This is a genomic window from Thioclava dalianensis (genome assembly GCF_000715505.1).
In the GTDB taxonomy this organism is placed as follows: Bacteria; Pseudomonadota; Alphaproteobacteria; order Rhodobacterales; family Rhodobacteraceae; genus Thioclava; species Thioclava dalianensis.
Window position 1 is genome coordinate 158,394 of the sequence record NZ_JHEH01000001.1, and the last position, 25,671, is coordinate 184,064.

Annotated in this window: 27 protein-coding genes; 12 read left to right on the forward strand and 15 right to left on the reverse strand. The window is 63.3% G+C overall.

Annotated features, from left to right (window positions below):
- The first annotated feature begins 24 nt into the window (after window positions 1-24).
- Together DL1_RS00820 and DL1_RS00825 are read left to right on the forward strand one after the other, a co-directional pair.
- The gene (locus tag DL1_RS00820) at window positions 25-1,095 is read left to right on the forward strand and encodes a glycosyltransferase family 2 protein (RefSeq protein WP_038061491.1); all 1,071 of its coding nucleotides are present in this window, start codon (window positions 25-27) and stop codon (window positions 1,093-1,095) included.
- A 144-nt stretch (window positions 1,096-1,239) separates the two neighbouring features.
- On the forward strand, window positions 1,240-2,178 hold the full coding sequence (locus tag DL1_RS00825; protein WP_038061024.1) for an MDR/zinc-dependent alcohol dehydrogenase-like family protein: 939 nt from the start codon (window positions 1,240-1,242) through the stop codon (window positions 2,176-2,178).
- A gap of 54 nt (window positions 2,179-2,232) precedes the next feature.
- On the opposite strand, the gene DL1_RS00830 is transcribed toward DL1_RS00825, so the two are convergent.
- Window positions 2,233-2,454, reverse strand: a complete 222-nt coding sequence (locus DL1_RS00830) for a hypothetical protein (protein ID WP_038061027.1) — start codon at window positions 2,452-2,454, stop codon at window positions 2,233-2,235.
- 216 nt (window positions 2,455-2,670) lie between these two features.
- On the opposite strand from DL1_RS00830, the gene pyrC reads away from it, so the two are divergent.
- From pyrC to DL1_RS00845, 3 genes are all read left to right on the forward strand, one after another.
- On the forward strand, window positions 2,671-3,711 hold the full coding sequence (pyrC, locus tag DL1_RS00835; RefSeq protein ID WP_038061494.1) for a dihydroorotase: 1,041 nt from the start codon (window positions 2,671-2,673) through the stop codon (window positions 3,709-3,711).
- A gap of 108 nt (window positions 3,712-3,819) precedes the next feature.
- Window positions 3,820-4,497, forward strand: a complete 678-nt coding sequence (locus DL1_RS00840) for an orotate phosphoribosyltransferase (RefSeq protein ID WP_038061030.1) — start codon at window positions 3,820-3,822, stop codon at window positions 4,495-4,497.
- Window positions 4,498-4,751: 254 nt separating this feature from the next.
- Window positions 4,752-6,248, forward strand: a complete 1,497-nt coding sequence (locus DL1_RS00845; protein ID WP_038061033.1) for a replicative DNA helicase — start codon at window positions 4,752-4,754, stop codon at window positions 6,246-6,248.
- 257 nt (window positions 6,249-6,505) lie between these two features.
- Here DL1_RS00845 and DL1_RS00850 read toward each other — a convergent pair whose 3' ends face one another.
- From DL1_RS00850 to DL1_RS00865, 4 genes are all read right to left on the reverse strand, one after another.
- On the reverse strand, window positions 6,506-7,468 hold the full coding sequence (locus DL1_RS00850; RefSeq protein WP_038061034.1) for a bile acid:sodium symporter family protein: 963 nt from the start codon (window positions 7,466-7,468) through the stop codon (window positions 6,506-6,508).
- Between the two features lie 110 nt (window positions 7,469-7,578).
- Complete coding sequence (locus DL1_RS00855) at window positions 7,579-8,970, reverse strand: peptidoglycan -binding protein (protein ID WP_038061038.1); 1,392 nt, start codon at window positions 8,968-8,970, stop codon at window positions 7,579-7,581.
- A gap of 2 nt (window positions 8,971-8,972) precedes the next feature.
- Entirely contained in the window at window positions 8,973-10,169 is a 1,197-nt protein-coding gene (locus DL1_RS00860) for a hypothetical protein (RefSeq protein ID WP_038061041.1), read from the reverse strand.
- Between the two features lie 61 nt (window positions 10,170-10,230).
- Window positions 10,231-10,779 carry a gamma-glutamylcyclotransferase gene (locus DL1_RS00865; protein ID WP_038061044.1) on the reverse strand — a complete coding sequence of 183 codons (549 nt, stop codon included), beginning with the start codon at window positions 10,777-10,779 and terminating at the stop codon, window positions 10,231-10,233.
- Window positions 10,780-10,830: 51 nt separating this feature from the next.
- On the opposite strand from DL1_RS00865, the gene DL1_RS00870 reads away from it, so the two are divergent.
- Entirely contained in the window at window positions 10,831-11,889 is a 1,059-nt protein-coding gene (locus DL1_RS00870; protein WP_038061047.1) for a DUF2125 domain-containing protein, read from the forward strand.
- 4 nt (window positions 11,890-11,893) lie between these two features.
- Here DL1_RS00870 and DL1_RS00875 read toward each other — a convergent pair whose 3' ends face one another.
- From DL1_RS00875 to DL1_RS00900, 6 genes are all read right to left on the reverse strand, one after another.
- Window positions 11,894-12,493, reverse strand: a complete 600-nt coding sequence (locus tag DL1_RS00875) for an extensin-like domain-containing protein (protein WP_143081701.1) — start codon at window positions 12,491-12,493, stop codon at window positions 11,894-11,896.
- Window positions 12,490-13,413, reverse strand: coding sequence for a prephenate/arogenate dehydrogenase family protein (locus tag DL1_RS00880; RefSeq protein WP_038061050.1), 924 nt, complete (start codon window positions 13,411-13,413; stop codon window positions 12,490-12,492). The genes DL1_RS00875 and DL1_RS00880 overlap by 4 nt, the downstream gene beginning before the upstream one ends.
- Window positions 13,410-14,510, reverse strand: a complete 1,101-nt coding sequence (gene hisC / locus DL1_RS00885; RefSeq protein WP_038061053.1) for a histidinol-phosphate transaminase — start codon at window positions 14,508-14,510, stop codon at window positions 13,410-13,412. The genes DL1_RS00880 and hisC overlap by 4 nt, the downstream gene beginning before the upstream one ends.
- Window positions 14,511-14,704: 194 nt before the next feature.
- Window positions 14,705-15,325: a 30S ribosomal protein S4 gene (gene rpsD, locus DL1_RS00890; protein ID WP_038061056.1), complete on the reverse strand. Its 621-nt coding sequence runs from the start codon at window positions 15,323-15,325 to the stop codon at window positions 14,705-14,707.
- A 158-nt stretch (window positions 15,326-15,483) separates the two neighbouring features.
- A complete protein-coding gene (locus DL1_RS00895; protein ID WP_038061059.1) occupies window positions 15,484-16,338 on the reverse strand; it encodes a DMT family transporter in 855 nt (284 codons plus the stop codon).
- Window positions 16,339-16,506: 168 nt separating this feature from the next.
- Complete coding sequence (locus DL1_RS00900; RefSeq protein WP_038061063.1) at window positions 16,507-17,352, reverse strand: SDR family oxidoreductase; 846 nt, start codon at window positions 17,350-17,352, stop codon at window positions 16,507-16,509.
- 114 nt (window positions 17,353-17,466) lie between these two features.
- Between DL1_RS00900 and DL1_RS00905 the strand changes: the two genes are divergently transcribed.
- Window positions 17,467-17,874, forward strand: a complete 408-nt coding sequence (locus tag DL1_RS00905) for a winged helix-turn-helix transcriptional regulator (RefSeq protein ID WP_038061066.1) — start codon at window positions 17,467-17,469, stop codon at window positions 17,872-17,874.
- A 75-nt stretch (window positions 17,875-17,949) separates the two neighbouring features.
- On the opposite strand, the gene DL1_RS00910 is transcribed toward DL1_RS00905, so the two are convergent.
- Window positions 17,950-18,969 (reverse strand): ribose-phosphate pyrophosphokinase, encoded by a 1,020-nt coding sequence (locus tag DL1_RS00910; RefSeq protein ID WP_038061069.1) that lies wholly within the window; start codon window positions 18,967-18,969, stop codon window positions 17,950-17,952.
- Window positions 18,970-19,083: 114 nt separating this feature from the next.
- Between DL1_RS00910 and DL1_RS00915 the strand changes: the two genes are divergently transcribed.
- From DL1_RS00915 to purF, 5 genes are all read left to right on the forward strand, one after another.
- Window positions 19,084-19,683, forward strand: a complete 600-nt coding sequence (locus tag DL1_RS00915) for a 2-hydroxychromene-2-carboxylate isomerase (protein ID WP_038061070.1) — start codon at window positions 19,084-19,086, stop codon at window positions 19,681-19,683.
- A complete protein-coding gene (locus DL1_RS00920) occupies window positions 19,684-20,499 on the forward strand; it encodes an alpha/beta fold hydrolase (RefSeq protein WP_051693218.1) in 816 nt (271 codons plus the stop codon). It abuts the gene before it with no gap.
- Window positions 20,500-20,543: 44 nt separating this feature from the next.
- Window positions 20,544-21,908, forward strand: coding sequence for a DNA repair protein RadA (gene radA, locus DL1_RS00925; protein ID WP_038061072.1), 1,365 nt, complete (start codon window positions 20,544-20,546; stop codon window positions 21,906-21,908).
- Between the two features lie 23 nt (window positions 21,909-21,931).
- Window positions 21,932-22,546, forward strand: coding sequence for a CvpA family protein (locus DL1_RS00930; RefSeq protein ID WP_038061073.1), 615 nt, complete (start codon window positions 21,932-21,934; stop codon window positions 22,544-22,546).
- Between the two features lie 110 nt (window positions 22,547-22,656).
- The gene (gene purF / locus DL1_RS00935; protein WP_038061075.1) at window positions 22,657-24,135 is read left to right on the forward strand and encodes an amidophosphoribosyltransferase; all 1,479 of its coding nucleotides are present in this window, start codon (window positions 22,657-22,659) and stop codon (window positions 24,133-24,135) included.
- Window positions 24,136-24,237: 102 nt separating this feature from the next.
- Here the strand turns inward: purF and DL1_RS00940 are convergent, their stop codons facing one another.
- From DL1_RS00940 to DL1_RS00950, 3 genes are read right to left on the reverse strand one after another with little or no spacing between them, the layout of a single operon-like run.
- Entirely contained in the window at window positions 24,238-24,618 is a 381-nt protein-coding gene (locus DL1_RS00940; RefSeq protein ID WP_051693219.1) for an MliC family protein, read from the reverse strand.
- Window positions 24,618-24,995: a cell division protein ZapA gene (locus DL1_RS00945; RefSeq protein WP_038061077.1), complete on the reverse strand. Its 378-nt coding sequence runs from the start codon at window positions 24,993-24,995 to the stop codon at window positions 24,618-24,620. Before DL1_RS00945 ends, DL1_RS00940 begins: the two co-directional genes overlap by 1 nt.
- Window positions 24,988-25,581 carry a hypothetical protein gene (locus DL1_RS00950; protein ID WP_038061081.1) on the reverse strand — a complete coding sequence of 198 codons (594 nt, stop codon included), beginning with the start codon at window positions 25,579-25,581 and terminating at the stop codon, window positions 24,988-24,990. Before DL1_RS00950 ends, DL1_RS00945 begins: the two co-directional genes overlap by 8 nt.
- Between the last annotated feature and the right edge of the window lie 90 nt (window positions 25,582-25,671).

The window sequence follows — 25,671 nt, forward strand, 5'->3', positions numbered from 1 at the left end:
GATGGCTCGGGCCAGAGTGCCCCCATGCGAGCGCTGGCGATTACATCGGTCAAGAACGAGGGGCCCTTCCTGCTGGAATGGCTCGCCCATCATCGCGCGGTGGGCTTTACGGATTTCCTCGTCTTCTCAAATGATTGCGATGACGGCACGGATGCGATGCTGGACCGTCTGGCCGAGCTTGGCTGGCTCACGCATCTGCCCAATCCCGGTCCGTGGAAAGAGGGGCCGCAATGGGCGGCGCTCAAGCGGGCTGATGCCCATCAATTGGTCGCGCAGGCCGATTGGATCGCGGTGATTGATGTCGACGAATTCGTCACGGTCAAAACCGGCGATGGCAGTTTGAGCGCCCTGATCGCGGCCTGTGCGCCAGCAGGCGCGATTGCGATGACATGGCGGTTGTTTGGCAATGCCGGACGGGTCGCGTTCGAAGACCGGCCTATATCCGAGCAATTCACCCGCTGCGCGCCCCCAGGCATGATCTGGCCGTGGCGCGCCTCGATGTTCAAGACGCTGTTTGCCAATCGCGGCGCCTATGCCAAGCTCGGCGTGCACAGGCCACGCGCGCCGGTGGCCGAGCGCATGGGCGAGATGCTTTGGGTGGACGGCTCGGGGCGCAAACTGCCGCGGATCTATCAGCGCCAGAAGCTATTCTCGCCGCTGGGTCAAGACCCCTATGGCTTGGTGCAGCTCAATCACTATGCGCTTGGGTCGATGGAATCCTATGTCGTGAAATGTGACCGGGGCCGCTCAAACCGGCAAGCGGGGCCGTTCGACATGTCCTATTGGGTCGAGCGCAATTTCAGCACGCAGGAAGATCGCTCGATTGCGCGCTACACGGATCAGGTCGCAGCCAGCACCGCCTCCCTACGCGCAGATCCGGTGCTGGCCCGCCTTCATGCCCGCGCAGTGGCCTGGCGCAAGGCGCGCTTCGCGACGCTGATGCTAAGCGAGGAGTACCGCGCCCTCTTCGGCAGATTGCTGCTGAGCCCGCCCAGCCATCCCTTGTCGCCGGAGGCCACGCAGCACATGATTGCGTTGGGATTGCGGGCCAATGCAGCGGCGCAGGAAACAATCGCAGATGGGGCGCGGGATTAGGCCGCCTCCTTGAACAAACCGCGACATTTCCCTGCTTCCCCCTCATTTCTGACACGGTGAGGTTATGTTAACGTTACAGGCAAACGCCCCGCTTCCGACCCTCGGGAGCGCGGCAGGCACATCGACCGAAACGGGCAGGCGATCATGGCACATTTGAACGAAACCGACTGGGCCAAAGGGCTTGCGCAAACGGTCGAGGAAACCGGGTATTTCGAGCCGCTGGGCCCCTCCCATTGCGCGGCGTTTCACGACGATTCGCCGGTGCTTCTTGTCAGCTTCGAATCGCAGCAGATCATCGAGGCCAGCGGCGATGGTGCGCTCCCGCGCGGGCTCCGGATCGCGCAGGAGAACGGTTGGTCCTCGCTCTCGCTGATTTGCGAGCGCGACACATGGTTTCGCGACCCGACCGTCTTTGCCTATTTCGACCGTCTGGTTGATGAGGCGTTTTTCGAGGATTTCGACCGCGTGGTCTTCTACGGCGCTGGCCCCTGCGGCTATGCAGCGGCGGCCTTTTCGGTCACCGCGCCCGGTGCCACGGTCATCGCAGTTCAGCCACAGGCCACGCTCGACCCCACGATCACGGGCTGGGATGAGCGGTTCCGTGCGATGCGGCGTATCTCCTTCACCGATCGCTACGGTTTTGCGCCAGAGATGCTGGATGGCGTGGGCGCCGCGTTCATCCTCTACGACCCGTTCCAGCCACATGACGCGATGCACGCGGCGCTTTTTGCGCGCCCGGCCGTCACCTTGCTGGGCTGTCGCAATCTGGGCGACAATATCGAGCGGATGTTGCGCGACATGGATGTGCTCGACGAGATCCTGATCGGCGCCTGCAAAGGCGCCTTCACGCCCGCGATGTTCTGGGCGCTCTATCGCAGCCGCCGCAATCTGCCGCGCTTCATGCGCCAGATCAATGCCCGGCTCGCAAACAAAAAGCGCCCCTATCTGGAGGCGCTGGTGTGTCGCAACGTCGCTCTGCGTCTGAACGGGCCACGGTTTAGGGCCCGCTACGAGGCGCTGGAAACGCAACTTGCCGAAGAAGGCATTCAGCTGCCCCAGCCGCTTGAGATGGGCACCGCCTGAGCGGGGCGGCGCGGCTGATATGCATATGCACATCGCCGCCGCGCCGAATGCCGCTTAGATGTAGAAGCGGTCGCGGAACACGTGATGGATGATGCGGTCGCGCGTGATGCCCATCTGGGCCAGCTCTGCATCGGATTTTGCGTGGAGACGCTCGATTTCCGACTGACGCGACTGGCGCTCCATATAGGTTGTCAAACCGTCGAGAACGGCAGCGCCGAGACGTGCGAATACGGATTTTTCAGCGCGCTGTGCGTGAGCGGTGGTGATGTAAGCCATTGGAAACCTCCTGAGGGTCCGTGATCTGGTCAGGTCGTTTCCTCCCTTGGGTCAGAACATAGGGGAGGCTTGCTGCCCTAACCACAGCCATTCCCTCAAACCCGGCATGCGTTTATTGCAGTGCAGCATCGAAGAGCCATGCGGCAGGGCCGCTTTGGCACCGGCCCTGCGCCAAAGCTCTGGATTTGCCCCCCGCGCCGCGCTATTGGCTGTGACATGAGCACGATCACCATCCCCCGCCCCGACGATTGGCACCTGCATCTGCGCGACGGCGCCATGATGCACGCAGTGCTGCCCGAAACCGCCCGCGACTTCGCGCGCGCCATCATTATGCCCAATCTGGTGCCGCCGGTGACGCGCGGATCCGATGCGGCTGCCTATCGCGACCGCATTCTGGCAGCCCTGCCCGAGGGCGCGCGGTTCACGCCGCTGATGACGCTCTATCTGACCGAAGAGACCGACCCCGATGATCTGGCCACCGCCGCGCAATCGGGACTGATCACAGCCGTTAAGCTCTACCCTGCAGGGGCGACCACCAATTCAGCCTCTGGCGTGCGCGATTTCGACAAGATGCGCCCGGTCTTTGAGCGGATGGCCGAGATCGGCCTGCCGCTTTGCGTGCATGGCGAGGTCACCAGTCCCGAGGTCGACATCTTTGACCGCGAGGCCGTGTTCATCGACACCGTGCTCGATCCGATCCGCCGCGCGACCCCCGGCCTGCGCGTGGTGATGGAGCATGTGACCACGAAAGACGGCGTCGACTATGTCGCAGCCCAAGGCGATGATATGGGGGCCACGATCACCACCCATCACCTGATCATCAACCGCAACCATATCCTCGTGGGCGGGATCAAACCGCATTACTACTGCCTGCCCGTGGCCAAGCGCGAAAGCCACAGGCGCGCGCTGGTCGAGACCGCAACCTCGGGCAATCCGCATTTCTTCTTGGGCACGGACAGCGCGCCGCATGCAGATCCCGCCAAGGAAAGCGCCTGCGGCTGTGCGGGCGTGTTCTCGGCCACCAATACGATGCCGCTTCTGGCGCATGTGTTCGAGGCCGAAGGGCGGCTCGACGCGCTGCGCAGCTTTGCCTGCGAAAACGGCCCGCGGTTCTACGGCCTGCCCGTCAATTCCGAGACCCTGACGCTTGAGAAAACCGACACCCCCACCCAATGGCCCGAAAAGCTGCAAACCGGCGCAGGCCCGGTCACTCTTTTCGATCCGGGCTTCCCGGTCTATTGGGCTGTAAAGAAATGAGCTTCGAGTTCGTGTAAATATCCCCGCCGGAGGCACCTGCCTTCTGCGTTGGACGCTCCGCGGGGGATATTTGAGCGAAATCGAAACCCTGCGCAAAAGGACAAAATCATGATCCCCAGCTCTTACCCCGCAAAAGAAGAAATGGCACGGCTTACCGCGCGGATGCTCTTGGAAATCGAGGCGGTGCATTTCAACGCCGAGACGCCCTTCACGCTGGCCTCTGGCCTGCCCTCGCCGACCTATATCGATTGCCGCAAACTGATTTCCTATCCGCGCATCCGCGCGACCTTGATGGATTTCATGGCCGTGACCGTGATGCGCGAGGCTGGGTTTGAGGCGTTCGACAATATCGCGGGCGGAGAGACGGCGGGCATTCCCTTTGCGGCGATGGTGGCCGAGCGGCTGGCGCTGCCGATGACCTATGTGCGCAAGAAGCCCAAAGGCTACGGGCGCAATGCGCGGATCGAGGGGGTGATGACCGAGGGCCAGCGCGTGCTCTTGGTTGAGGATCTGACCACCGATGGCGGCTCCAAGCTGAGCTTTGTCGATGCGATCCGCGAGACCGGGGCAACATGCGGCCATACGGCGGTGATCTTCTATTACGGCATCTTCCCCGAGACCGTGCCCAATCTGCGCGAACATGGCGTGGAGTTGCATGCGCTTTGCACCTGGTGGGACGTGCTGGCCGAGGCCCGCGCGCAGGAGAGCTTTAGCCGCGAGACTCTCAATGAGGTCGAAGCCTTCCTGACCGCGCCGCGCGCTTGGCAAGATGCTCGCAAACCCTGAGTGACGCAGCGACAGCGCGTTTTTCTTGTGGGTAACTCTGTGGATGGGGTGGGGGTAAAAGCCCCGCCCTGCGCGCAACCCTCGCGCGTCCACCCAAAATGTGGTAGCCTGCTCACTAGAGATACCTCTATCTAGCGAATTTTGACGCGCAAACGCCGTCTTATCCACAGAGATATCCAGATATCCAATTCGAATGCCACTCGCTACAAGACGCGCAGAGATCAACCGTCATGATCCGGGGAGAGACAGGCTATATGAACGACCAGACCAACCGCCCCGACGAGCGCGCGCCCGGCAATGAGGCAGCTCCCGCCCTGCCCCATAATATCGAGGCCGAACAACAGCTTCTCGGCGCGATCCTGACCAATAACGATATCTTCGACCGGGTCGCCTCGGTCATCAAACCCGAGCATTTCTACGAGCCGGTCCACCAGCGAATCTACGAAGTGGCCGCCGCCAAGATCCAGAAGAACGCGCTGGCCTCGCCGGTGACGCTCAAAGCCTATCTGGAGGACGATACAGGTCTCAAGGAACTGGGCGGGCCTGCCTATCTCGCCCGTCTGGCAGGCGCTGCAATCTCGGCCCATGCGGCGCGCGACTACGCGGTGATGATCTATGAGATGGCGGTGCGGCGCGGCTTGATTGAGCTGGGATCGGATATCTCGGCCCGGGCCGCACGCCCGACAATCGATGATGACGATCCCAAGATCCAGATCTCCGAGGCCGAACAGCGGCTCTATACGCTGGCCGAAGAAGGTCAGGCGCAAAAGGGCTGGACCTCGTTCCTCTCGGCGGTGACCGGCGCCGTGCAATCGGCCAACGCCGCCTATCAGCGCGATGGCGGTCTGGCGGGCGTCTCGACCGGGCTTGTCGATCTCGACAAGAAACTGGGCGGGCTGCACGCATCGGATTTGCTGATCCTCGCGGGGCGTCCCTCGATGGGCAAGACCTCGCTTGCGACCAACATCGCCTTCAACATTGCCAAGGCATATAAGCGCGGTCGCCGGCATGATGGGACGGAGGGCGCGGTCGAAGGCGGCGTCGTGGGGTTCTTCTCACTCGAGATGAGCTCGGAACAGCTCGCAGCCCGTATTCTGTCGGAAGCCTCCGAGGTTCCCTCCGAGCGGATCCGCCGCGGTGACATGACCGAAGAGGAATTCCGCCGTTTCGTCGAGGCCGCGAAATCGCTTGAAACCTGCCCGCTCTATGTCGATGACACGCCCGCCCTGCCCATCGGTCAGGTCGCCGCGCGCTGCCGCAGGCTCAAGCGGACGGCCGGGCTCGACGTCGTGATCGTCGACTACCTGCAGCTTCTGCGCGGCACCGGACGCGGCGATAACCGGGTGCAGGAAATCGGCGAAATCTCGATGGGCCTCAAAGCCATCGCGAAAGAGCTCAACATTCCCGTGGTGGCCCTTTCACAGCTCTCGCGGACGGTGGAGAGCCGCGAAGACAAGCGCCCGCAACTCTCGGATCTGCGCGAATCCGGCTCGATCGAGCAGGATGCCGATGTGGTGATGTTCGTCTATCGCGACGAATATTATCACGAGCGCCTGAAACCGCAGGAAGACGATCCGAAATTCGCCGAATGGATCCAGAAGGCCGAGCGCGTGCATGGCCGCGCCGAGGTCATCTTGGGCAAGCAGCGTCACGGCCCCATCGGGACGGTCGAGCTGTCCTTCGAGAGCCAGTTCACCCGCTTTGGCAATCTCGCGCGCGCTTATCAGGGCGAAGGCGAAGACGCTTTCTAAAGCGTCTGGCCAATAGCTTGAGACAGCCGACTATCACGTTTCGGGTTCGACCGAAGAGAGGCTGCGAACGCGTGATCCGGGTATTTGGCTGGACGCTTTGGCAAAAAGGGGGGCTCTGCCCCCCGTCCTGCGGACTCCCCCCGGGATATTTTCGCGAATTCGAAGGCCGGTGTCTGGCTTCCTCTGGATCGAAATATCCCGGGGGGAATTTGGCGTCAGGCGAACGGGGGGCCGCGCCCCCGCTCACGCCGTTTTTGTTATTTGGCCGAGACGGTCTCGCGCATCGTGCTCTCGTCGTCGCGCATCCGGGCAAAGACATTCGCCAAAATCGCGCCCGAAATGTTGTGCCATACCGAGAAAATCGCGCTCGGAACTGCGGCCAGCGGCGAGAAATAGGTGGTGGCGAGCGCAGCCCCCAGACCCGAGTTCTGCATGCCGACCTCGATCGCGATGGCCTTGCGCTTGGCGAGGCTCAGGCCGAAGGCCCGCGCGGCGCCAAAGCCGATCAGGTAGCCAAGTCCGTTATGCAAGATCACCACGGCGAAGATCATCAGCCCGGTCGTTGCGATCTTGGCCTGGCTTGCACCGACGACGGCCGCCACGATCAACACGATGCCTACCACCGAGACCAGCGGCAGCACCGGCACGGTGCGCGCCACGACCTTGGGCAGCAGCTTTTGTGCGATGATCCCGAGCGCCAGCGGCAGCAGAACGATCTTGAGGATCGAGATCACCATCGCGCTTGCATCGACGGGCAGATATTGGCTGGCCAGCATCCAGACCAGCCACGGGGTCACCAGAGGCGCCAGCAGCGTTGTCACCGAGGTACAGGCCACCGAGAGCGCGAGATCGCCCTTGGAAAGATAGGTCATCACATTGCTCGACGTACCACCCGGGCAGCAGCCGACCAAAATCACACCGGCGGCCACTTCCGGCGACATCGGGATCACGCGAGTCAGCGCGAAGGCCAGCCCCGGCATCACCACGAATTGCGAGATCACGCCGATGGCCACCTCATAGGGGCGTTTGGCAACCTCTTGAAAATCCGCGAGTTTCACGGTCAGGCCCATGCCGAACATGATCAGACCCAGAAGCGGGACGATCCACGGCACGAGCTGTTTGAATGTTGCGGGAAAAAAGAACCCGAGCACGGCGAAAAGCAGCACCCAGATGGCGAATGTCTTGCCGACGAATTGTGACAAGTTTGTCAGAGCTTTCATTGTCCCCCCCTTGAACTGGAATTATGTTGCGTCAAACGAACTACGCCCGCACTGCCGCAGGGGCAATGCTGTGCACACGCGCCATCACGAAGTTGTGCAAGGGGTTTGGTTTAGCGCTCGGTGAGTTTCAGCTCGATCCGGCGGTTCTGAGCGCGGGCTTCGGGCGTGTCGGCGGTGTTGACCGGGTCGAATTGGGCAAAGCCTGCGGCCGCCAGTCGTTGCGGCGGGAAGCCCAGGCTGTCGACCATATATTTGACCACCGAGAGCGCGCGGGCCTGACTGAGTTCCCAGTTATCCTTGAACTGGCCGGTCCCCGAGAGCGGCGTATCATCGGTGTGCCCGTCCACCCGGATGATCCACGGGATATCGGAGGGAATTTCCGAGCGCAGATTGTTGAGCAGCGAAGTGACCTGTTCAATCTGCGCCTTGCCCGCATCCGACAGCGTGGCAGAGCCGGGCGGGAACAGCACTTCGGAAGAGAAGACGAAGCGATCGCCCTCGACCTTCACGCCAGACTTGCCGCGCAGCAGTGTGGAAAGCTTGCCGAAGAATTCCGAGCGGTAATTCTGCAGATCCTTCGCCTCGGCCTCGGCCTTTTTGCGCGCGGCCTCTTCCAGATCGGCGCGCTTCTTTTCTTCCGAGGCGGCACGGGCCAAAGCGGCGTTCAGCTGCTGTCCGAGATTGTCGATCTGCACCTTGGATTGTGAGTCTTTCTGCTTTGCGTCATCGAGCACGTTTTGCAACTGGCCAAGCTGCGTGCGCAGCGCTGCGACCTGCTGGTTGAGCAGCGCCACCTTCTTCGCCGCATCGTCGGAAATCTGGGTCTGTTCGGCCAGCGCCTTTTGCGCCGTGGCTTTGAGAGCGGCCTGTTTCTCGGCCTCGGAGAGTTTTTGGTCGAGCTGAGCCTGCAGGTCTTTCTTGTCGGTCTGGGCGGCGGCCAGCAGGGTCAGCGTGTCCTCGGCCTTCTTGCGCGCCTCTTCCAGTTGAAGCGTCATGGCCGCAACCGCATCGCCCGATTTGCTCAGCTTGTCACGCAGATCGGCGATGGTCTCTTTGCTCAGGCGAATTTCATCGGCCTTGGCGCTCGCATCCGATTGCGCGGCATCGCGCGCCCCGATCAGTTGCGCCACGCGCGCCTCAAATTCAGTGATCTTCTGGCGCGCGCCCGCAAGGTCGGCCTTGCGGTCCGCCAGTTGAGAGGTCAGCGTCGCGATCAGCGAGCTTTGCTGATCGGCCTGATCTTTGGCATCTTCAAGCTGCCCGGTCAGTTGCTGGGTCCGGGTCTGTTGCAGCGACAGGGCTTGGGCCAGATTGGCCACCTGTGCATTGAGCTGAACCAGCTCGCCCTCTTTCGTGGTCAACTGATCGCGCAGCACCGATTGCACGATCATGAAGATCGACAGCACGAACATCAGCACCAGCAACAGCGCCGTCATCGCATCGACGAAGCCCGGCCAGATATTGGCCGAAAAACGGTTCGAGTTGCGGCGGGCGAGCGCCATGATCAGTCCTCGCGATGCGGTTTATAGCCAAGAATGGCGCGCGTAAGCCCTGCGAAATCGTGGCGCAGCTCGGCCATGCTTTCCTGCCGGCCCACCGACACCTCTTCGAGCATCCGCATCATCTGCTGATCAATCGAGCGCAGGCGCATCCGGGTTTCGGCCATCGATTCCGCCTCGGGCGTGCCCTCGGCGGTGCGCGCCGAAAGCTGATCGAGCGCATAGATCAGCCGCTCTTGCCCATCGGCCATCTGTTGCAAGGCGCGGGCCTGCACGGCGCGGGCGTCGATCTCGGCCCCCATGCGCTCGGTCAAATCATGGATCGCGTTAGACAGATGCGCGAGGCGCGCCTCAGTCTGGACCCGCCCCGCGTCAGAGCGCACGAAGAGGGTCTGGATCCCCTCCATCTGCTCGGACATGTGATCGAGCACCCCCGCCACCATCGAGCCTTCGCCGTCTCCCCCTTCAAGGGCGGTGAAGGACAAGCGGGTGATCGAGGAAATCCACTCTTCCAACTCGCGGTAGAAGCGGTTCTGGCCATGGCTGGCAAAGAGTTCCAACAGCCCCACCACCAGCGAGCCCGCAAGCCCCAGAAGCGAGGAGGAGAACGCCGTGCCCATGCCGCCAAGCTGCGATTCGAGCCCTTTCATCAGGTTGTCGAACACACCGACCGCGCTTTCGCCCTCTTTGGGGGCCAGCGCGCGGATCGTCTCGACCACCGCAGGCACGGTCGTGGCAAGCCCGTAGAACGTCCCCAACAGACCGAGGAAGATCAAAAGCCCCGCGATATAGCGCGTGATGTCGCGCGCCTCGTCGATCCGGGTTGCGACGGATTCGAGGATCGAGCGGCCCGAGCTGGAAGACACCGCGCGGCGTGCCTCGCGCGAGCCCAGAAGCGAGGCCAGCGGTGCCAGCATCGAGGGCGCTGTTACCTCGGGACGGCCCGGACGGTCAGCGGCAAAGCTCTCGATCCAGTTGACCGCTTTGACAAGCTGCACGACCTGCCAGAAACAGGCCAGAATGCCAAAGACGAAGACACCCGCGATCACCCCGTTGAGCCACGGATTGGCAAGGAAAATCGGGAAGATACGGGAATAGGCGAAATATCCGCCAATGCCCACCAGAACCAAGACCAGTACCATCAGGATCACCTGACGGACGGGTTGTGAAAATTGCGGATCCAACCGCACCGGCTCGTGCATGCCCTGCCTCTTTTGCCTGTTCGTGCTCAGCCTAGCGAGGCGCGCGGCCTGCGCCAAGGGCTTAAGACGTTAATTCGCGTACCCGTGCCGCAAGTGCATCAAGCGCGGAGTCCGGGATGCCCAATTCGCCTAAATGCGCGGATGTATTGTAAAGATAGTCCCGGTTCGGGCCGCGCCCGCCGGTCGATTGCGCGATGATCGCGGCCTGTTCCTCGGCGGTCAGCCCGCCGCAATATTGATCGTGATGACGGTCAATCACATAGGTGACAGCCGTAACACGCCGCCCGTCTTCGAGATCAACCGGCACCCAGCGTTCGAGATAGGCCGATGTGACCAGCTCGCGCGCGCGCAGATACGCCATGACGTCGTCTTCCTGCCCCTTGCGCACCGAATAGGCCACGCCCGAGCATCCGCCCGGCCCCGCATCAAGCGCCAGCACCAGACCCGGTGCTTCAGGCGTGCCGCGATGCACCAGCGAGCGCAGGCAGAAAGAGCGTTCATAATCGGGCAGTCGCGCCAAGGCGCGCTCGGCCGGATCAAAGCCCGGGTCCCAGATCAGCGAGCCGTAGCCGAAGATCCAGATCGTGTCAGTGTCAGACTGGTCGTTCATGATCCAAGGGATTACATGGGGAGGAATGTGAATGCAAAGAGGCTTTTGGCGATGCGCAAACTGATCGGTCTCGTGGTGGTTCTTGTGCTCGCCTATTCGGGCTATTGGTTTTATGGCTCGCGTCAGATTTTGCACACGGCCAAAAGCGTCGTCCAGCAGGCCCGGCTTGAGGGCTGGGGCGATGCGCAGGATGTCACCATCGCGGGCTTTCCCTCGCGCTTCGATCTGACCCTCGATCATCCGAGCCTGCGCAGCCCCGATGGGCTCTGGTCGTGGACGGCACCGCTCGCGCAGCTCTTTGCGCTGGGATATGCGCCCAATAAGCTGATCGCCTATGTGCCCTCGGGCCAGACTGTTACGCTGGGGCGCACTGCCTATCGCCTCGATCAGCAGGATATGCGCGCCTCGCTCAGCGTGGGCTATGCGAGCGATCTGCCGCTGAAAGACGCGGTGGCGGTGCTCAAAGATCCGGTGCTCACGCCCGAGCAAGGAAGCGCGTCCGCGCTCAAGGCCGATCAGATCCGTCTGGCTGTCGCGCAGGAGGACAAAGCGCAAGGCGCGCTGCCCGATCCGGCGCTCAAGGGCCAGCTTATCATGCCGGGGGCGACCTATCGGCTGGGGGCCGAGGCCGTGAACCTGACCCTGCCCCATGCGCTGGTCGAGAAAATCGCCCCCGGCGCGGATCTGCCGCCGACGGTCGCGCGGCTGCATTTCGACGCGCTGGCGGGTCTGAGCGGTCCGGTGGCACTGAGCGCATCTCAGGCCGCACCGCCGCAGCTGATGACATTCGCGCTGTCGGATCTTTCGCTGAGCTGGGGCGGCAATGACCTCTCGGCCAAGGGCAACCTGCGGATCGATGCCAATGGCCAGCCCGAGGGCACGCTGAAGATCCGCTCGGCCACATGGCGCAACTGGATCTCGGTGGCGCAAGGCATGGGGCTGATCGGCGGGCGCGAGGTGAGCCTGATCACGGGCGTGGCGCAAATGCTGGCTGCAAACGATCCGCAAGGCGCGCTGGAGGTGCCGCTGGAATTCAAAGATGGCCAGATGCGGCTTGGACCGATCCCGCTCGGCCCTGCGCCCAGCCTAAGCGCATTGCGGCAGGGCTAGGCGTTTAGCGGCAATAGGGACCGCTGCGATAGCGGGCCGTGTCGACATGGATATGGTCTTGGTGGAAGCGGTCCGATTTCGGTCCAAGCACCGTGCCAAACGTGCCGCAGGCAGAGGCATGCATCTTCTTCATCACCCGGCCCCGACGCCAATCGTCTTTCACCGTCAAGACCTTACCATTGCGCAGCTCAATCCCCGACACGTCAATCGCATGGCCCAAAGCATGCTCGCTCAGCTTGGCGCCCGATTGCGAATTGCGCGGACGGCAGGCATAGGAGGCCGCAATCTGGATCGTCTTGACGCGCCCACGCCAGCGCGCCGCAGGCTTGATCCCGTGATCAACCCAGTTCTTGAAGGCAATCGCGGTAGGACAATCGACGCGCACAGGCGTGCTCAACGCAATCCCCGACACCGAGGTGATCTGCACCGGATCGGCAATCCCGCAGGCGCCCGGCCCGTCAATCGGCGCAATCACGCGCCCCTCGATGCCGCGCACGCCGCAAAGCGCATTCGATGAGGAAAAGCGCGCCTTTGGCTCTTGCGACCGGCCGCAGGACCCAAGGGCGATCAGCGCGACCAGCCCGATCAGGCCCGTGCGCTTCATGGCTCTTTCTTCGCTGCGCGTCCGAAATCGGGCGCGTCGGTATCCTGCCCGGCCTCCACGATGCCGCGCCGGATCGCGCGGGTGCGGGTGAAATAGTCGTGCAGCATGTCGCCATCGCCCATCCGGATTGCGCGCTGAAGAGTCAGCAACTCTTCGGTGAAGCGGCCCAGGATGTCGAGCGTGGCATCCTTGTTGGTCAGGAACACATCGCGCCACATTACCGGATCAGAGGCCGCGATCCGAGTGAAATCGCGAAAGCCGGAAGCGGAATATTTGATGACTTCCTCGTGGGTTACGCGGCGAATGTGATCTGCCACACCCACCATCGTATAGGCGATCAAATGCGGCGTATGCGACACGACCGAGAGCACCAGATCGTGGTGATCGACCGCCATCTCATCGGCATTCGCGCCAAAGCCCGTGACAAGGTTCTTGAGCCGCTCCAGCGCCACCGGATCGGTGCCCTCAAGCGGCGTGAACAGCCACCAACGGTTGTCAAACAGAGAGGCAAAGCCCGCGCGCGGACCCGATTGCTCGGTGCCGGCCACCGGGTGGCCGGGAATGAACTGCACGCCCTTGGGCATATGCGGGGCGACCGCGTCGACCACCGCGCGCTTGACCGAGCCAACATCGGTGACGGTGGTGCCAAATTCCAGATGCGGGCCGATTTCCTTGGCGACAGCCTCCATCGCGCCCACCGGCACGCAAAGCACAACCAGATCGGCCTCGGCCACGGCTTCGGCGGCGGTCTCGAACATCTCATCGACCAGACCCAGCTCAAGCGCCGTGGCGCGTGTCTCGGCCGAGCGCGCAGTGCCCACGATCTCATGGGCCAAGCCCTTTTCGCGGATCGCCAGCGCCATCGACGAGGCGATCAGCCCCATGCCGATCAGCGCGACCCGTTCATACAGCTCGCTCATACACCCGCCCCGGCCTGGCTGGCCTTGAACACACCGATCAAATGGGCGACCCGGCGGCACGAGGGTTCATCGCCCACGGTGATGCGCAGGCAGTTGGGCAGGTTGTATCCGCCCACCAAGCGCACGATCACGCCTTCGGATTTCAAAAACGCGTCGCAGGCGGAAGCCTCTTCCTCGGATGCCATCCGCGCGAGGATGAAGTTCGCGGTGGAAGTATCTGACGGAACACCCTTTTCAGCCAAAGCCTCGGCAAGCCACGCACGCAGGCGCGTATTGTCATCGCGGCATTTGGTGACCCAATCCTGATCGCGCACGGCGGCCTCTGCGGTCTCAAGCTGCGCTGTCGACATGTTGAATGGCCCGCGCACCCGGTTGAGCACATCGATCACTTCGCGCGACCCGTAGCCCCAGCCGATGCGCAGCCCACCCAAGCCGTAGATCTTCGAGAAGGTCCGCGTCATGAAGACATTGGGCAGGCGCGTGGCCAACTCGGCCCCGCCATCATAGCCCTCGACATATTCGGCATAGGCCCCGTCGATGACCAGCAACACCCCTTTGGGCAGACCACCCGCCAGCCGCTCCAATTCGGCCAGCCCGATCATCGTGCCGGTCGGGTTATTGGGATTGGCGAGAAAGACCAGTTTGGTCTTTTTGGTGCAGGCCGCCAGGATCGCATCGACATCGGTCGTGCGCTCGCGCTCGCGCACCTGCACGGGCGTGCCACCCGCCGCTTGGGTCGCGATGCGATACATCAGGAAGCCATGTTCGGTGAAGATCACCTCATCGCGCGCTCCGACATAGGATTGGCATAGCAGGTGAATGATCTCATCCGAGCCCACGCCGCAGATGATCCGGTCAGGCTCCAGCCCGTGGACATCCCCGATCGCCTGACGCAGCCGCACGTGATCCGTCGAGGGATAGCGGTGCATCGTATGCGCGCATTTGGCAAACGCATCCTTAGCCTTGTCCGACGGCCCGAACGGGTTCTCGTTCGAGCTGAGCTTGATCGCATCGGTGCGACCGGCGACATGGGAGGCCCCGCCCTGATAGAGAGCGATCTCCATGATACCGGGTTGCGGGCGAATGTGACTCGTCATGGTGTCTTCCTCGAATTGCCCCCGAGTTCTAACGGGGCGCGACGCGCAGGGCTAGGGGCAAGATCACCCGGGCCTGCGCGCAAGAGGCCCGGCGCGGCGACTATGCAACGCTGCGCATTGCACACCATCCGGACATGAAAAAGGCCGCACCCAACGGGCGCGGCCTTTCGTAAATCGCGGCGAAGACTGAAAGATCAGTTCTTCGCGTAGAATTCGACCACGAGGTTGGGTTCCATCTGAACCGCGTAGGGCACGTCACCCAGAGCCGGGGTGCGCACGAAGGTCGCGGTCAGTTTGTTATGGTCAACGTCGAGATAGTCGGGCACGTCGCGCTCGGGCGATTGCACGGCTTCCAGCACCAGAGCCATCTGACGCGACTTCTCGCGCACTTCGATGACGTCGCCTTCTTTGACGCGGTACGAAGGGATGTTGACCTTCTTGCCGTTCACCAGCACGTGGCCGTGGTTCACGAATTGACGGGCCGCAAAGACGGTCGGCACGAATTTCGCGCGGTAGACCAGCGCGTCGAGGCGGCGCTCCAGCAGACCCACCAGGTTCTCACCGGTGTCGCCCTTCACACGCTCGGCTTCGGCGTAGATGCGGCGGAATTGTTTCTCGGTCAGATCGCCGTAATAGCCCTTGAGCTTTTGCTTGGCGCGCAGCTGGGTGCCGAAATCGGACATTTTGCCCTTGCGGCGCTGGCCGTGCTGGCCGGGGCCGTATTCGCGGCGGTTGACCGGCGATTTTGCGCGGCCCCAGATGTTCTCGCCCATGCGGCGGTCGATCTTGTACTTGGCAGAGGTGCGTTTGGTCATCTCTGATCTCCTTCTTTCGTGTTTCGAAGGGCGTTGTCCTCCTCCGGGTGATAAGCCCGGCGACAGGTTTCCTCTTGCGAGGTCCACCAACACCAATAAAGCACCCGGCAGCTTGGGCTACCGGGATGGCGGGCTTATAGGAGGCGGATCGAGGCGTGTCAACGCGCCCCGGCACGGTTTTTGTGCAGGCTGATCGCGATCCCGCCCAAGACCAGCAGGCAGGCCCACCAGAACCGCCCGGCCGGGATCTCTCCCAGCAGCAGCGCCCCGCCAAGTGCGGCCAGAAGCGGCACGCTGAGCTGCGCGATTGCGGCTTGTGCTGCAGGGATTTGCGGCAAGACGCGATACCACAGCGCATAGCCCAGCCCGCTGGTGATCGCTCCCGAGGCCAGCGCCGGTCCCCAACCCCAAGACGCGCCCTGCCCCCAGTCCTGCGCCAGCACCAGCCACAGCAGCGCCAAGGGTGTGGTCACCGCGAAATTGAGCGCGCTTACCACCAGCGGATCGCGCGCCTTCGCGCCCGCCAGCGAATAGAGGCCCCAGCCGATCCCCGCCAGCGCCATCAGCGCAAATCCGGTCGGGTCGATCCGCGTGGGCGTGCCGGGTGCCAGCAGCACGACAAGCCCGGCAAAGGCCAGCCCCGCCCCGATCCAGCGCCAGCGCGAAATCGGCTCGCGCTGAACAACTGCACCTGCAAACATCGTAATCTGGACCATGCCAAAAAGCGTGAGCGCCCCGATCCCCGCATCGATCCGGCCACTGGCAATCGAGAAACCGTACATATAAAGCGCAAGCGTCGCGACGCCCATGACAAGATGCGCCGGCTTCACGCGCAGCCCCGACCATCCGCGAGCGCGCAGGGCAAGGATCACCAGCACCAGCGCGCCCGATCCCAGCCGCACGAACCCGGTCGCAGCCGGCCCCCAGCCCGCCCCATGCACCGCCATCCGGTTGAGTACGGAATTGGCGGCAAAGGCGATCATGACGAGGGCTGTGAGACTTAGGAGGCGCATCGCTCATGGGTGACCTCAAAGCCGCGCCATGTCCAGAGCGATGCGCAACGGCGCTCCAGCAGCGCCTGTGGGGCCGCGCCAATCGCCGAGAGCGCGCGGCGCGCGCTGAGCACTGCGCGACCTCTCAAAACGGGCCGCGCAGCGGGTCTTTATCGGCCAGCGCAGGTCTCAGCCAATCGCGCGCGCCACTGCAATATCGAGCGGCGTCGTTGAGCGGCCCAAAAGCTGTGACAACTGCTTGCCATCATCGAACAGCACGTCTTTCGCGGCTTCCACGTCGCATTGCGCCAAGAATCCCGCCAGCCCCTCGGGAAGCCCCGCTTGAACCAAGGCAGCCGCATACTCTGCCGGGGGCATGTCGACATAGGGCACCTCGACGCCTGCCTGGTGCGACAAGAGCGCCGCCAGATCGCTCAGCGTGTAGCTGTCATCCCCGGCCAGTTCATAGGTCCGGCCCTGAAGCGTTTTATCCGTAACAACTCTCGCTGCCGCTTCGGCGAAATCCTCGCGGGTGGCCGAGGAAATCCGGCCCGTGCCTGCCGAGCCGATCAGCGCCTTATGCTCCAGCGCGGCGGGCAGGCCCATTGTGTAATTCTCGGTATACCAGCCATTGCGCAACAGCGTATGCGCAAGCCCAGAGGCGCGTAGCACCTCTTCGGTTGCGAGATGCTCGGGCGCGAGGCCCAACGTGCTGGTATCGGCATGCAGCAGGCTCGTATAAACGATATGGCCCACGCCTGCGGTCTTGGCGGCGGCGATCACGGCCTCATGCTGGGGCACGCGCCGCCCAACCTCGCTGCCAGAGATCAAAAGCAGGGTTTCCACGCCGTCCAGCGCAGGGGCCAGCGTGTCGGGTTGGTCATAGTCAAAGGGCCGGACCTCCACGCCAAGTTCGCGCGCTTTCTCCGGGCTGCGCGCCAGTGCGACAACGGGCTGTGCGGGATTGAGCGCTGTGAGTTTCTCGATGACGAGCCGTCCGAGCTGCCCAGTCGCGCCTGTGAGTGCAAGTGTCATGTGTGCCGTCTCCTATGCTGAATGTCAGACATAGATTTGGCGCTTGCAAAAAGTAAGTACGTACATAAATGTAAGTGTAAGCTTTTTTCCTAAGCCCCTAGTTTTGGAGATTCCATGCCCAAACTCAGTGACGCGGTGCGCTCGGGGGCGTTGACCGGCAATGTGCTGGCGCAAGACTGCCCCTCGCGCAACATCTTGAAACATGTGACGAGCCGCTGGGCCGTGCTGACGCTGATCGCGCTTCAGGGCCGGACGATCCGGTTTGCAGCGCTGCGGCGGATGATCGGCGGGGTGAGCGACCGGATGCTGACGCAAACGCTCCAGACGTTAGAGGCCGATGGCTTCGTGCATCGCCGCGCCTTTGATGTCGTGCCACCGCATGTCGAATATTGCCTCACGCCGCTGGGCCAAGACGTGGCCCAGCATGTGCGCGGATTGGCGGATTGGATCGAGGATAATCTGCACCAGATCCTTGTTGCGCGCCCAGAAGAGACGCTTCAAAGCGCGGACCGCGAGGCGTGAGGATGTAGTGAAATCGGCCGCGCGTCCCTCCCCCCCGCAACTCGCGCTTTGGGGGTTCGGGTGCGCGTCTAAACCTCAGTCTTGGCTGTACATGCCTTCGTAGATCGGCGTCAGCGTCTCGGTCTCGAAGAGCGAGCTGACCGAGGTGCCCGACCACGTGTTGAGGATAGCTTGGGCAAACATCGGCGCGGTGGGCACGATGCGGATATTGGCGCAGCCTTTGACCGCATCCGTGGGCTGGATCGAGTCGGTGATCACCAGCGACTTCATCACCGATTTGCTCACCCGCTCAACCGCAGGCCCCGACAGGACACCGTGGGTGATATAGGCGTGAACCTCGGTCGCGCCGGCCTCCAGCAGCACCTCGGCGGCTTTGCACAGCGTACCCGCCGTGTCGCAGATATCGTCGACGATGATACATTTCTTGCCGGTGACATCCCCGATCACCGTCATGCCCGCGACCTCGCCCGCCTTCTCGCGGCGCTTGTCCACGATGGCGAGCGGGGCCTGAATGCGCTTGGCCAGCTCACGGGCACGCGCCACGCCGCCGACATCGGGCGAGACCACCATCACATCGTCCAGCTGGCCCTTGAAGTGATGCAGGATATCAAGCGCGAAGACCGGCGAAGCGTAGAGGTTGTCCACGGGGATATCGAAGAAGCCCTGAATCTGCGCTGCGTGCAGATCGAGCGTGAGGATGCGCTCAATCCCGGCCTCGGTGAGCAGGTTCGCCACCAGCTTGGCCGAAATCGGCGTGCGCGCCTTGGAGCGGCGATCCTGACGGGCATAGCCGAAATAGGGGATCACGGCGGTGATGCGGGCTGCCGAGGACCGGCGCAGCGCGTCGGCCATGATCAACAGCTCCATCAGATTGTCATTGGCCGGGTTCGAGGTCGGCTGGATGATAAACATATCCTCGCCGCGCACATTCTCGAAGACCTCGACGAAGATCTCGCCATCGTTGAAGCGCTCGACGCGGGCATCGACAAGCCCCACCGACATGCCGCGATGCATCGACATGCGCCGCGCGATGGATTGCGCCAGCGGCCGATTGGCATTGCCGGAAATGAGTTTGGGTTCGGTGACGACGGACATCTGGCCAATTCCTCGAGAGATGTGCCGGGTCCCCCCGACAAGATTCGGTTGATTGCGCCTGCCTTAGCACCGGGGTAGCGTGGCGGCAATTTCCACGGTCAAGAAAGTGTTTCAATGGCGCGGATCGACTACTTTTTCAGCGTGTTCAGCCCATGGTCCTATCTCGCGGGCCTGCGGCTTGAGGAAATCGCGGCGCGCCATGGTGCGTCCATCACCTATAAACCGGTCGATCTTCTGGCGATGTTCGCGGCCACGGGCGGCACCGCGCCCGCGCAGCGCCCGGCCTGCCGGATGGAATATCGCATGCAAGAGCTCAAGCGCTGGTCCGACCGGCTCGGGATGGAGATGGTGTTTCAGCCCGCCAATTATCCGCCCAACCCCGCGCCCGCCTCCTATGCCGTGATCGCGGCGCAAAAGGCAGGCGGCGGCGATATCGGCGGTCTGGTCCATGCGATCTTGCGCGCGGTCTGGGTCGAGCAGCGCGATATCGCGAGCGACGAGGTGTTGCGCGAGAAACTCGAGGCAAACGGGTTTGACGGCAATCTGGTCACAACGGGCCTCTTTGACGGCGCGATCACCTATGAGCGCAATCTCGAAGAGGCCAAGGAGCGCGGCGCCTTCGGCTCGCCCTTCTATATCGTGGCTGAGACGGATGAGCGGTTCTTCGGTCAGGACCGGCTGGAGTTTCTCGACGCGCATCTGGGGACGCTTTGAATGCCGCGCGATATCCGACAAGGCGCAGAGGTGGCATGGCAGAGCTTTGGTGCGGGCGCGCGGCCCGCGCTTGCGATCCATTGCACGCTGGGCTCGGCCAAGCTGTGGACCGAGGCCTTGCACCCGCTGGCAGACCAGCTCTCGACGGTGGCGTTCGATCAACCCGGTCACGGGCTCTCAGCCCCGTGGCGCGGCGATCCTGCGGAGCCGGGCGCGTTCCAGACCCTCGTCACGCGGATCGCTGCAAGCTTCATTGAGCGCCCCGTCGATCTGATCGGGCACAGCTTTGGCGCATCGGTGGCGCTTCGCATCGCCGTCGGCGCGCCCGAGGCCGTGCGCTCGCTCACGCTGATTGAGCCGGTGCTGTTTGCGGCCCTGCCCGAGACAGATCCCGAGCTGACAGCCCTGCGCGACAAGCAAGAGCATTTTCAGCAGATGATGGCTGAGGGCGATTACGCATCGGCGGCGCGCGGGTTCTTGCGCGAATGGGGCACCAGCCAGCCATGGGAGACCTATACCGAGGCACAGCGCGCCCGCTTCATCGACGCGATGCCGATGGTCGAGAATATCTCGCGCGCGAATTTCGCGGACCCCGCCGGGATCGCCCGGCCGGATGGAATCGAGCAGATCGACGCGCCTGCGATGATCATCCACGGGGATCGCTCGCCGCCCACCATGCCGCGCGTGGCCGAGGCGATCGCGGCGCGGCTGTCGGATGTGGGCGTGGCCTGCATCAAAGGCGCGGGCCACATGATCCCGGCCACGCACCCTGCGCAATGTGCCGATTTGATCGCAGCCAATCTGGAGCGGAGCTGAGCCCCGCAGCACCCCCGCTCTCACCTCTCTGACAAGAAAGCATCATGGCCAAGAACGCACCCTCCTTCCGTTGCTCCGATTGCGGCGCGCTGCACTCCAAATGGTCGGGGCGCTGCGATGCCTGCGGCCAGTGGAACACGATCGTCGAGGAAAGCCCGCTGTCGAAGACGCCGGGCTCGGGGATGGGCGGGGCGAAGGGCAAGCTGATCCAGCTCTCTGCGCTCGACACCCAAGAAGCCGCCCCCAAGCGGGCACTCGCGGGGATGCCCGAACTGGACCGGGTTCTGGGCGGCGGGCTGGTGCAGGCCAGCGCAATCCTTGTAGGCGGCGATCCGGGCATCGGCAAATCGACGCTCTTGCTGCAAGCAACAGCCGCCTTCGCGCGCAAAGGTCTCAAGACGCTCTATATTTCGGGCGAGGAAGCGGCCAGTCAGGTGCGGATGCGCGCCGCCCGGCTGGGGCTGACCGATGCGCCTGTGGGCTTGGGCGCCGAGACCAGCCTGCGCGACATCCTGACCACGATGGAGGCCGAGCGTCCCGATCTGGTGGTGATCGACTCGATCCAGACGATGTGGTCGGACCGGGTGGAGAGCGCGCCGGGCTCGGTCAGCCAGCTGCGCGCCGCCGCCCATGAGCTGGTAAGTTTCGCCAAGCGGCGCGGCACGGCGGTGATCCTTGTGGGCCATGTCACCAAGGAGGGCCAGATCGCAGGTCCGCGCGTGATCGAGCACATGGTCGACACCGTGCTGTATTTCGAAGGCGAGCGCGGCCATCAGTTCCGCATCCTGCGCGCGGTCAAGAACCGGTTCGGCCCGGCCTCGGAGATCGGCGTGTTCGAGATGACAGGCACGGGGCTCGCCGAGGTCGCCAACCCGTCTGCGCTGTTTTTATCGGAGCGCGGTCAGCCCAATCCCGGCTCTGCGGTCTTTGCAGGCATCGAGGGGACGCGCCCGGTGCTCACCGAGATCCAGGCACTCGTTGCCCCCTCGACGCTGGCCTCGCCCCGGCGCACGGTGGTGGGGCTCGACTCGGGGCGGATCTCGACGATTCTGGCGGTGCTGGAATCACGCTGCGGCATTCCCTTTGCCGGGCTCGATGTGTTTTTAAATGTCGCAGGCGGCATGAAAGTGATCGAACCGGCCGCCGATCTGGCCGCAGCCGCCGCATTATTGAGTGCCCGAGAAGACACAGCTTTGCCCGCAGATATGGTGATTTTCGGGGAAATCAGCCTATCTGGTGCGCTCCGGCCCGTGGGTCAGGCGGAAAACAGGTTGAAAGAAGCGGCAAAACTTGGTTTTTCACAGGCAATCGCGCCGGCGGGAACAAAAGCCCAAGGCGCAACCGGGATGGCTTTGCGCAAGCTGGGTGATCTCGTGACTTTCACAGGCGAGATGTTCGGCGCGGGATAGCGCGGACCACTTGAGGAGCGCAAATGGACGGGTTCACCATCGTTGATGCCATCGTGGCGATTGTCATCATTCTCTCGGCGATCCTCGCCTATTCGCGCGGCTTCGTGCGCGAGGGGCTTGCCATCATCGGCTGGATCGCCGCGGCCATCGTGGCCTATATGTTCGCCAATCAGGCCCGCCCGATGGTGCAGCAGATCCCCGGTCTCGACCGGTTCATCGGCAATAGCTGCGAGCTGGGCATGATCGGCGGCTTTGCCGTGATCTTCGCCATCGCGCTGGTGATCTTCTCGATCCTGACGCCGCTCTTTGCGACCGCCGTTCAGCGCTCTGCGCTCGGCGGGCTCGATCAGGGTCTGGGCTTTCTCTTTGGCGTGCTGCGCGGTGTTATCCTCGTGGCCGTGGCCTTCGTGGTCTATGACCGCGTGATGGGCAATGACCCGGTGCCGATGGTCGACAATTCGCGCTCAGCCACCGTGTTTGCCCGGATGTCGGGGCAGATGGACGAATCGATGCCCGCCGATGCGCCGGGCTGGATCGTTGCGCGCTACGAAGAGCTGGTTTCGAGCTGCCCGGCCACGCCTGCCGAAACGCCTGTACCGGCGCGGACCGATGAATTGACGCCCGATACCGCGAATTGATGTCAGCCATATGACTGTTTTACAGGCGCGAGGGGTTAACACCTCTCGCGTTTGTCTTTAAATGGGCGCCAACGCCCCTCTCTTTTCCGCGTTCATCGGAGCTGCCAGCCATGTCCTGCCCCGCCCCCTCCAAGACTCATTTCGCCCACCCGTTCGACGATGACAAACTGCGAGAAGAATGCGGTGTCTTCGGCGTGGTGGGTGTGACCGATGCCGCGAATTTCGTAGCCCTCGGTCTGCACGCCTTGCAGCATCGCGGCCAAGAGGCGGGCGGCATCGTCGCCCATGATGCGGAATACGGGTTCAACTCGGCGCATCGTTTTGGCTATGTGCGCGACAACTTCACCAAATCGAGCCTGATGGAGACCCTGCCCGGCGATGTCGCCATCGGCCATGTGCGCTACTCCACCGCCGGGTCGAAAGGCGCTGTGATCCGCGATATCCAGCCCTTCTTCGGCGAGTTCTCCATGGGCGGCTGTGCGGTCGCGCATAACGGCAACCTGACCAATGCCGATGCGCTGCGCCGCGAGCTGATCGAACGGGGCGCGATCTTCCAATCCTCCTCGGATAGCGAATGCATCATCCACCTGATGGCGCGCTCCATCCAGCGCAAACATGCCGACCGGATCGCCGATGCGCTGCGCCGGGTCGAGGGCGCGTTCTCCATCGTGGCAATGACGCGCACCAAGCTGATCGGCGTGCGCGACCCGCTGGGCGTGCGTCCGCTGGTGCTGGGCCGGATCGGCGAGAAAGGCTATGTGCTCAGCTCCGAGACCTGCGCGCTCGACATCATCGGCGCGGAGTTCGTGCGCGAGATCGACCCGGGCGAGATGGTCGTGATTCAGGACGGCAAGATCGACAGCTCGCGCCCCTTCGGCCCCTCCAAAGGCCGGTTCTGCATCTTCGAGCATGTCTATTTCTCGCGCCCCGACAGCGCCATCGGAGGCCGCTCGATCTACGAGACCCGCCATGCGATCGGGGTCGAGCTGGCCCGCGAAGCGCCTGTCGACGCCGATCTCGTCTGCCCGGTGCCCGATAGCGGCACGCCCGCAGCCATCGGGTTCAGCCAGGAAAGCGGCATCCCCTTCGCGCTTGGCATCACGCGCAACCAATATATGGGCCGGACCTTCATCGAGCCGACCGAGCAGATCCGCAACATGGGCGTGCGCCTCAAGCTCAACGTCAACCGCTCGCTCATTCGCGGCAAGCGGGTGATCTTGGTCGATGACTCGGTCGTGCGCGGCACCACCTCACGCAAGATCAAGGATATGATCCTCGATGCGGGCGCCAAGGAGGTCCATTTCCGGATCGCAAGTCCGCCCACCGCTTGGCCGTGCTTCTATGGCGTCGACACGCCCAATCGCGACAAGCTGCTGGCCGCGCAGATGTCCGAGGACGAGATGCGCGACTGGGTGGGCGTGGACAGCCTGAAATTCATCTCGCTGAACGGGCTTTATCGGGCCGTGGGCGAGGCGGATGGGCGCGACAATGCCTGCCCTCAATATTGCGACGCCTGTTTCTCGGGCGAATATCCCATCGCGCCCTCGGATCAGATCGAGAAGGGCTTTGAGATGAAGGCGGCTGAGTAATCATCTGATTTAAAACAAATATCCCCGCCGGAGGCATCCTCGCGGCGGGGATATTTTTGACGGTCAAGACGACGCAGCCACGACCGCATCTCTCACAGCGGGTTAGTCATCCTCAGTATGACAGGCCGAGAGGATCGAGATCACCTCGCCATCCTCGGAGCGCCATTCAAGCATTGCGTCAGCCCCCTTGGTCCACCAGATGTAACCCGCCTCACCCTCGCCGTCTTCAGCATAGCGCGCACCATCGGCCGAGCGCACATGATCGAGGACAACCATCCGTCCGCCAGAGAAGATGATCGCACGCTGGGGTTTGGAATCATTGATATAAACCGCCGGAATACGCACGCCACGTTCGCATAGATAGTGATATTGCACAAAGCCAGTATCGGGCATATCGGCCTGCGCGCCGGAGGCGGCCACGACCGGCCCGGCCATGCCAAGGCATCCCGCCAGCGCGGCCCCATAGATCAAAGCGTGTCGCATCAGGCTTGCTCCTCTACCCGGTCGGCCAACGCCTCGGTGCGCGCGGCGATCTCGGCCAGACTTTCGGCAACCTCGACGGGCACCACCGGCACTTCGACCCTGGCGGGATTGGATTGCAGATCGTCGAGCTGGGCTTGAAGCTCGCCGGCGCGGTCTTGCGCGGCGCGCAGCTGATCCTCAAGCCCTGCGGCTTTATCGGCCAGCATCAGGCCCGACATCAGCAACATGCGCGCCTCCGGCAGCCGCCCGATCTGGCCGAGCAGCACCTGCGCCTCGCTATCGAGCATCGCCGCTGCGGTGCGCAGGAAATGCTCTTCGCCCTCTTGGCAGGCGACCTGAAAATCGCGCTGGCCAATCGTGATCGTTACTTCAGGCATCCTGTGCCTCCTCGTCCATCTTCTCAAGCAGCGGCGCGATCCCGTCGAGGATCTGGTGCAGCTCGGCGGCCTCGCTCGCCCGTTCAGCGCGCAGCGCGACCAGTTCGGCCATCAGCGCCTCGTCGGAGAAGGCCACGCCCTCATCCATCAGCTTGCGATTGGAGGCGATCAGCCCGGCATTGGCCTGTTTGAGGGCAGCGACCTCTTTGAACGCGGCTTCCTGCGCGCGCACAGCGGCACCGTATTTGCGCTCCATCGCGCCCAGCGTGCCGTCTTGCTTTTCGCGGATCGCGCGGACCCGTTCGGACAGCTGCGCATTGGCCTCACGCTCGGCGTCAAGGGCGGCGCGCAGCTGCGCGATCTCTTCGGCGGCCCCGGCATCGGGCATTGGCTGGGCCGGGGTCAGGTCCGGCGCGGGTGCAGCCTCTGCCTCGGGACGCTCCGCAAGCGCGTCGCTGATAGGCGCATCGGTCTGGTCGGGCGCCGCCTCGGGGGCGGGCCTGCGGTTGGCCAGCAACTCCACGCCGCGCCCGATCCGTTCGAGCGCAAAAGAGATGCGGCGTTCGTATTCGGCAATCTCGCTCATACACGCCTCCTCAACTTATCAATATCTTATCTATCCCTGCCTTACCCCGGCGCGAATCGCACCGAAGGGCAGGATTTCGCGCAGTTTAAC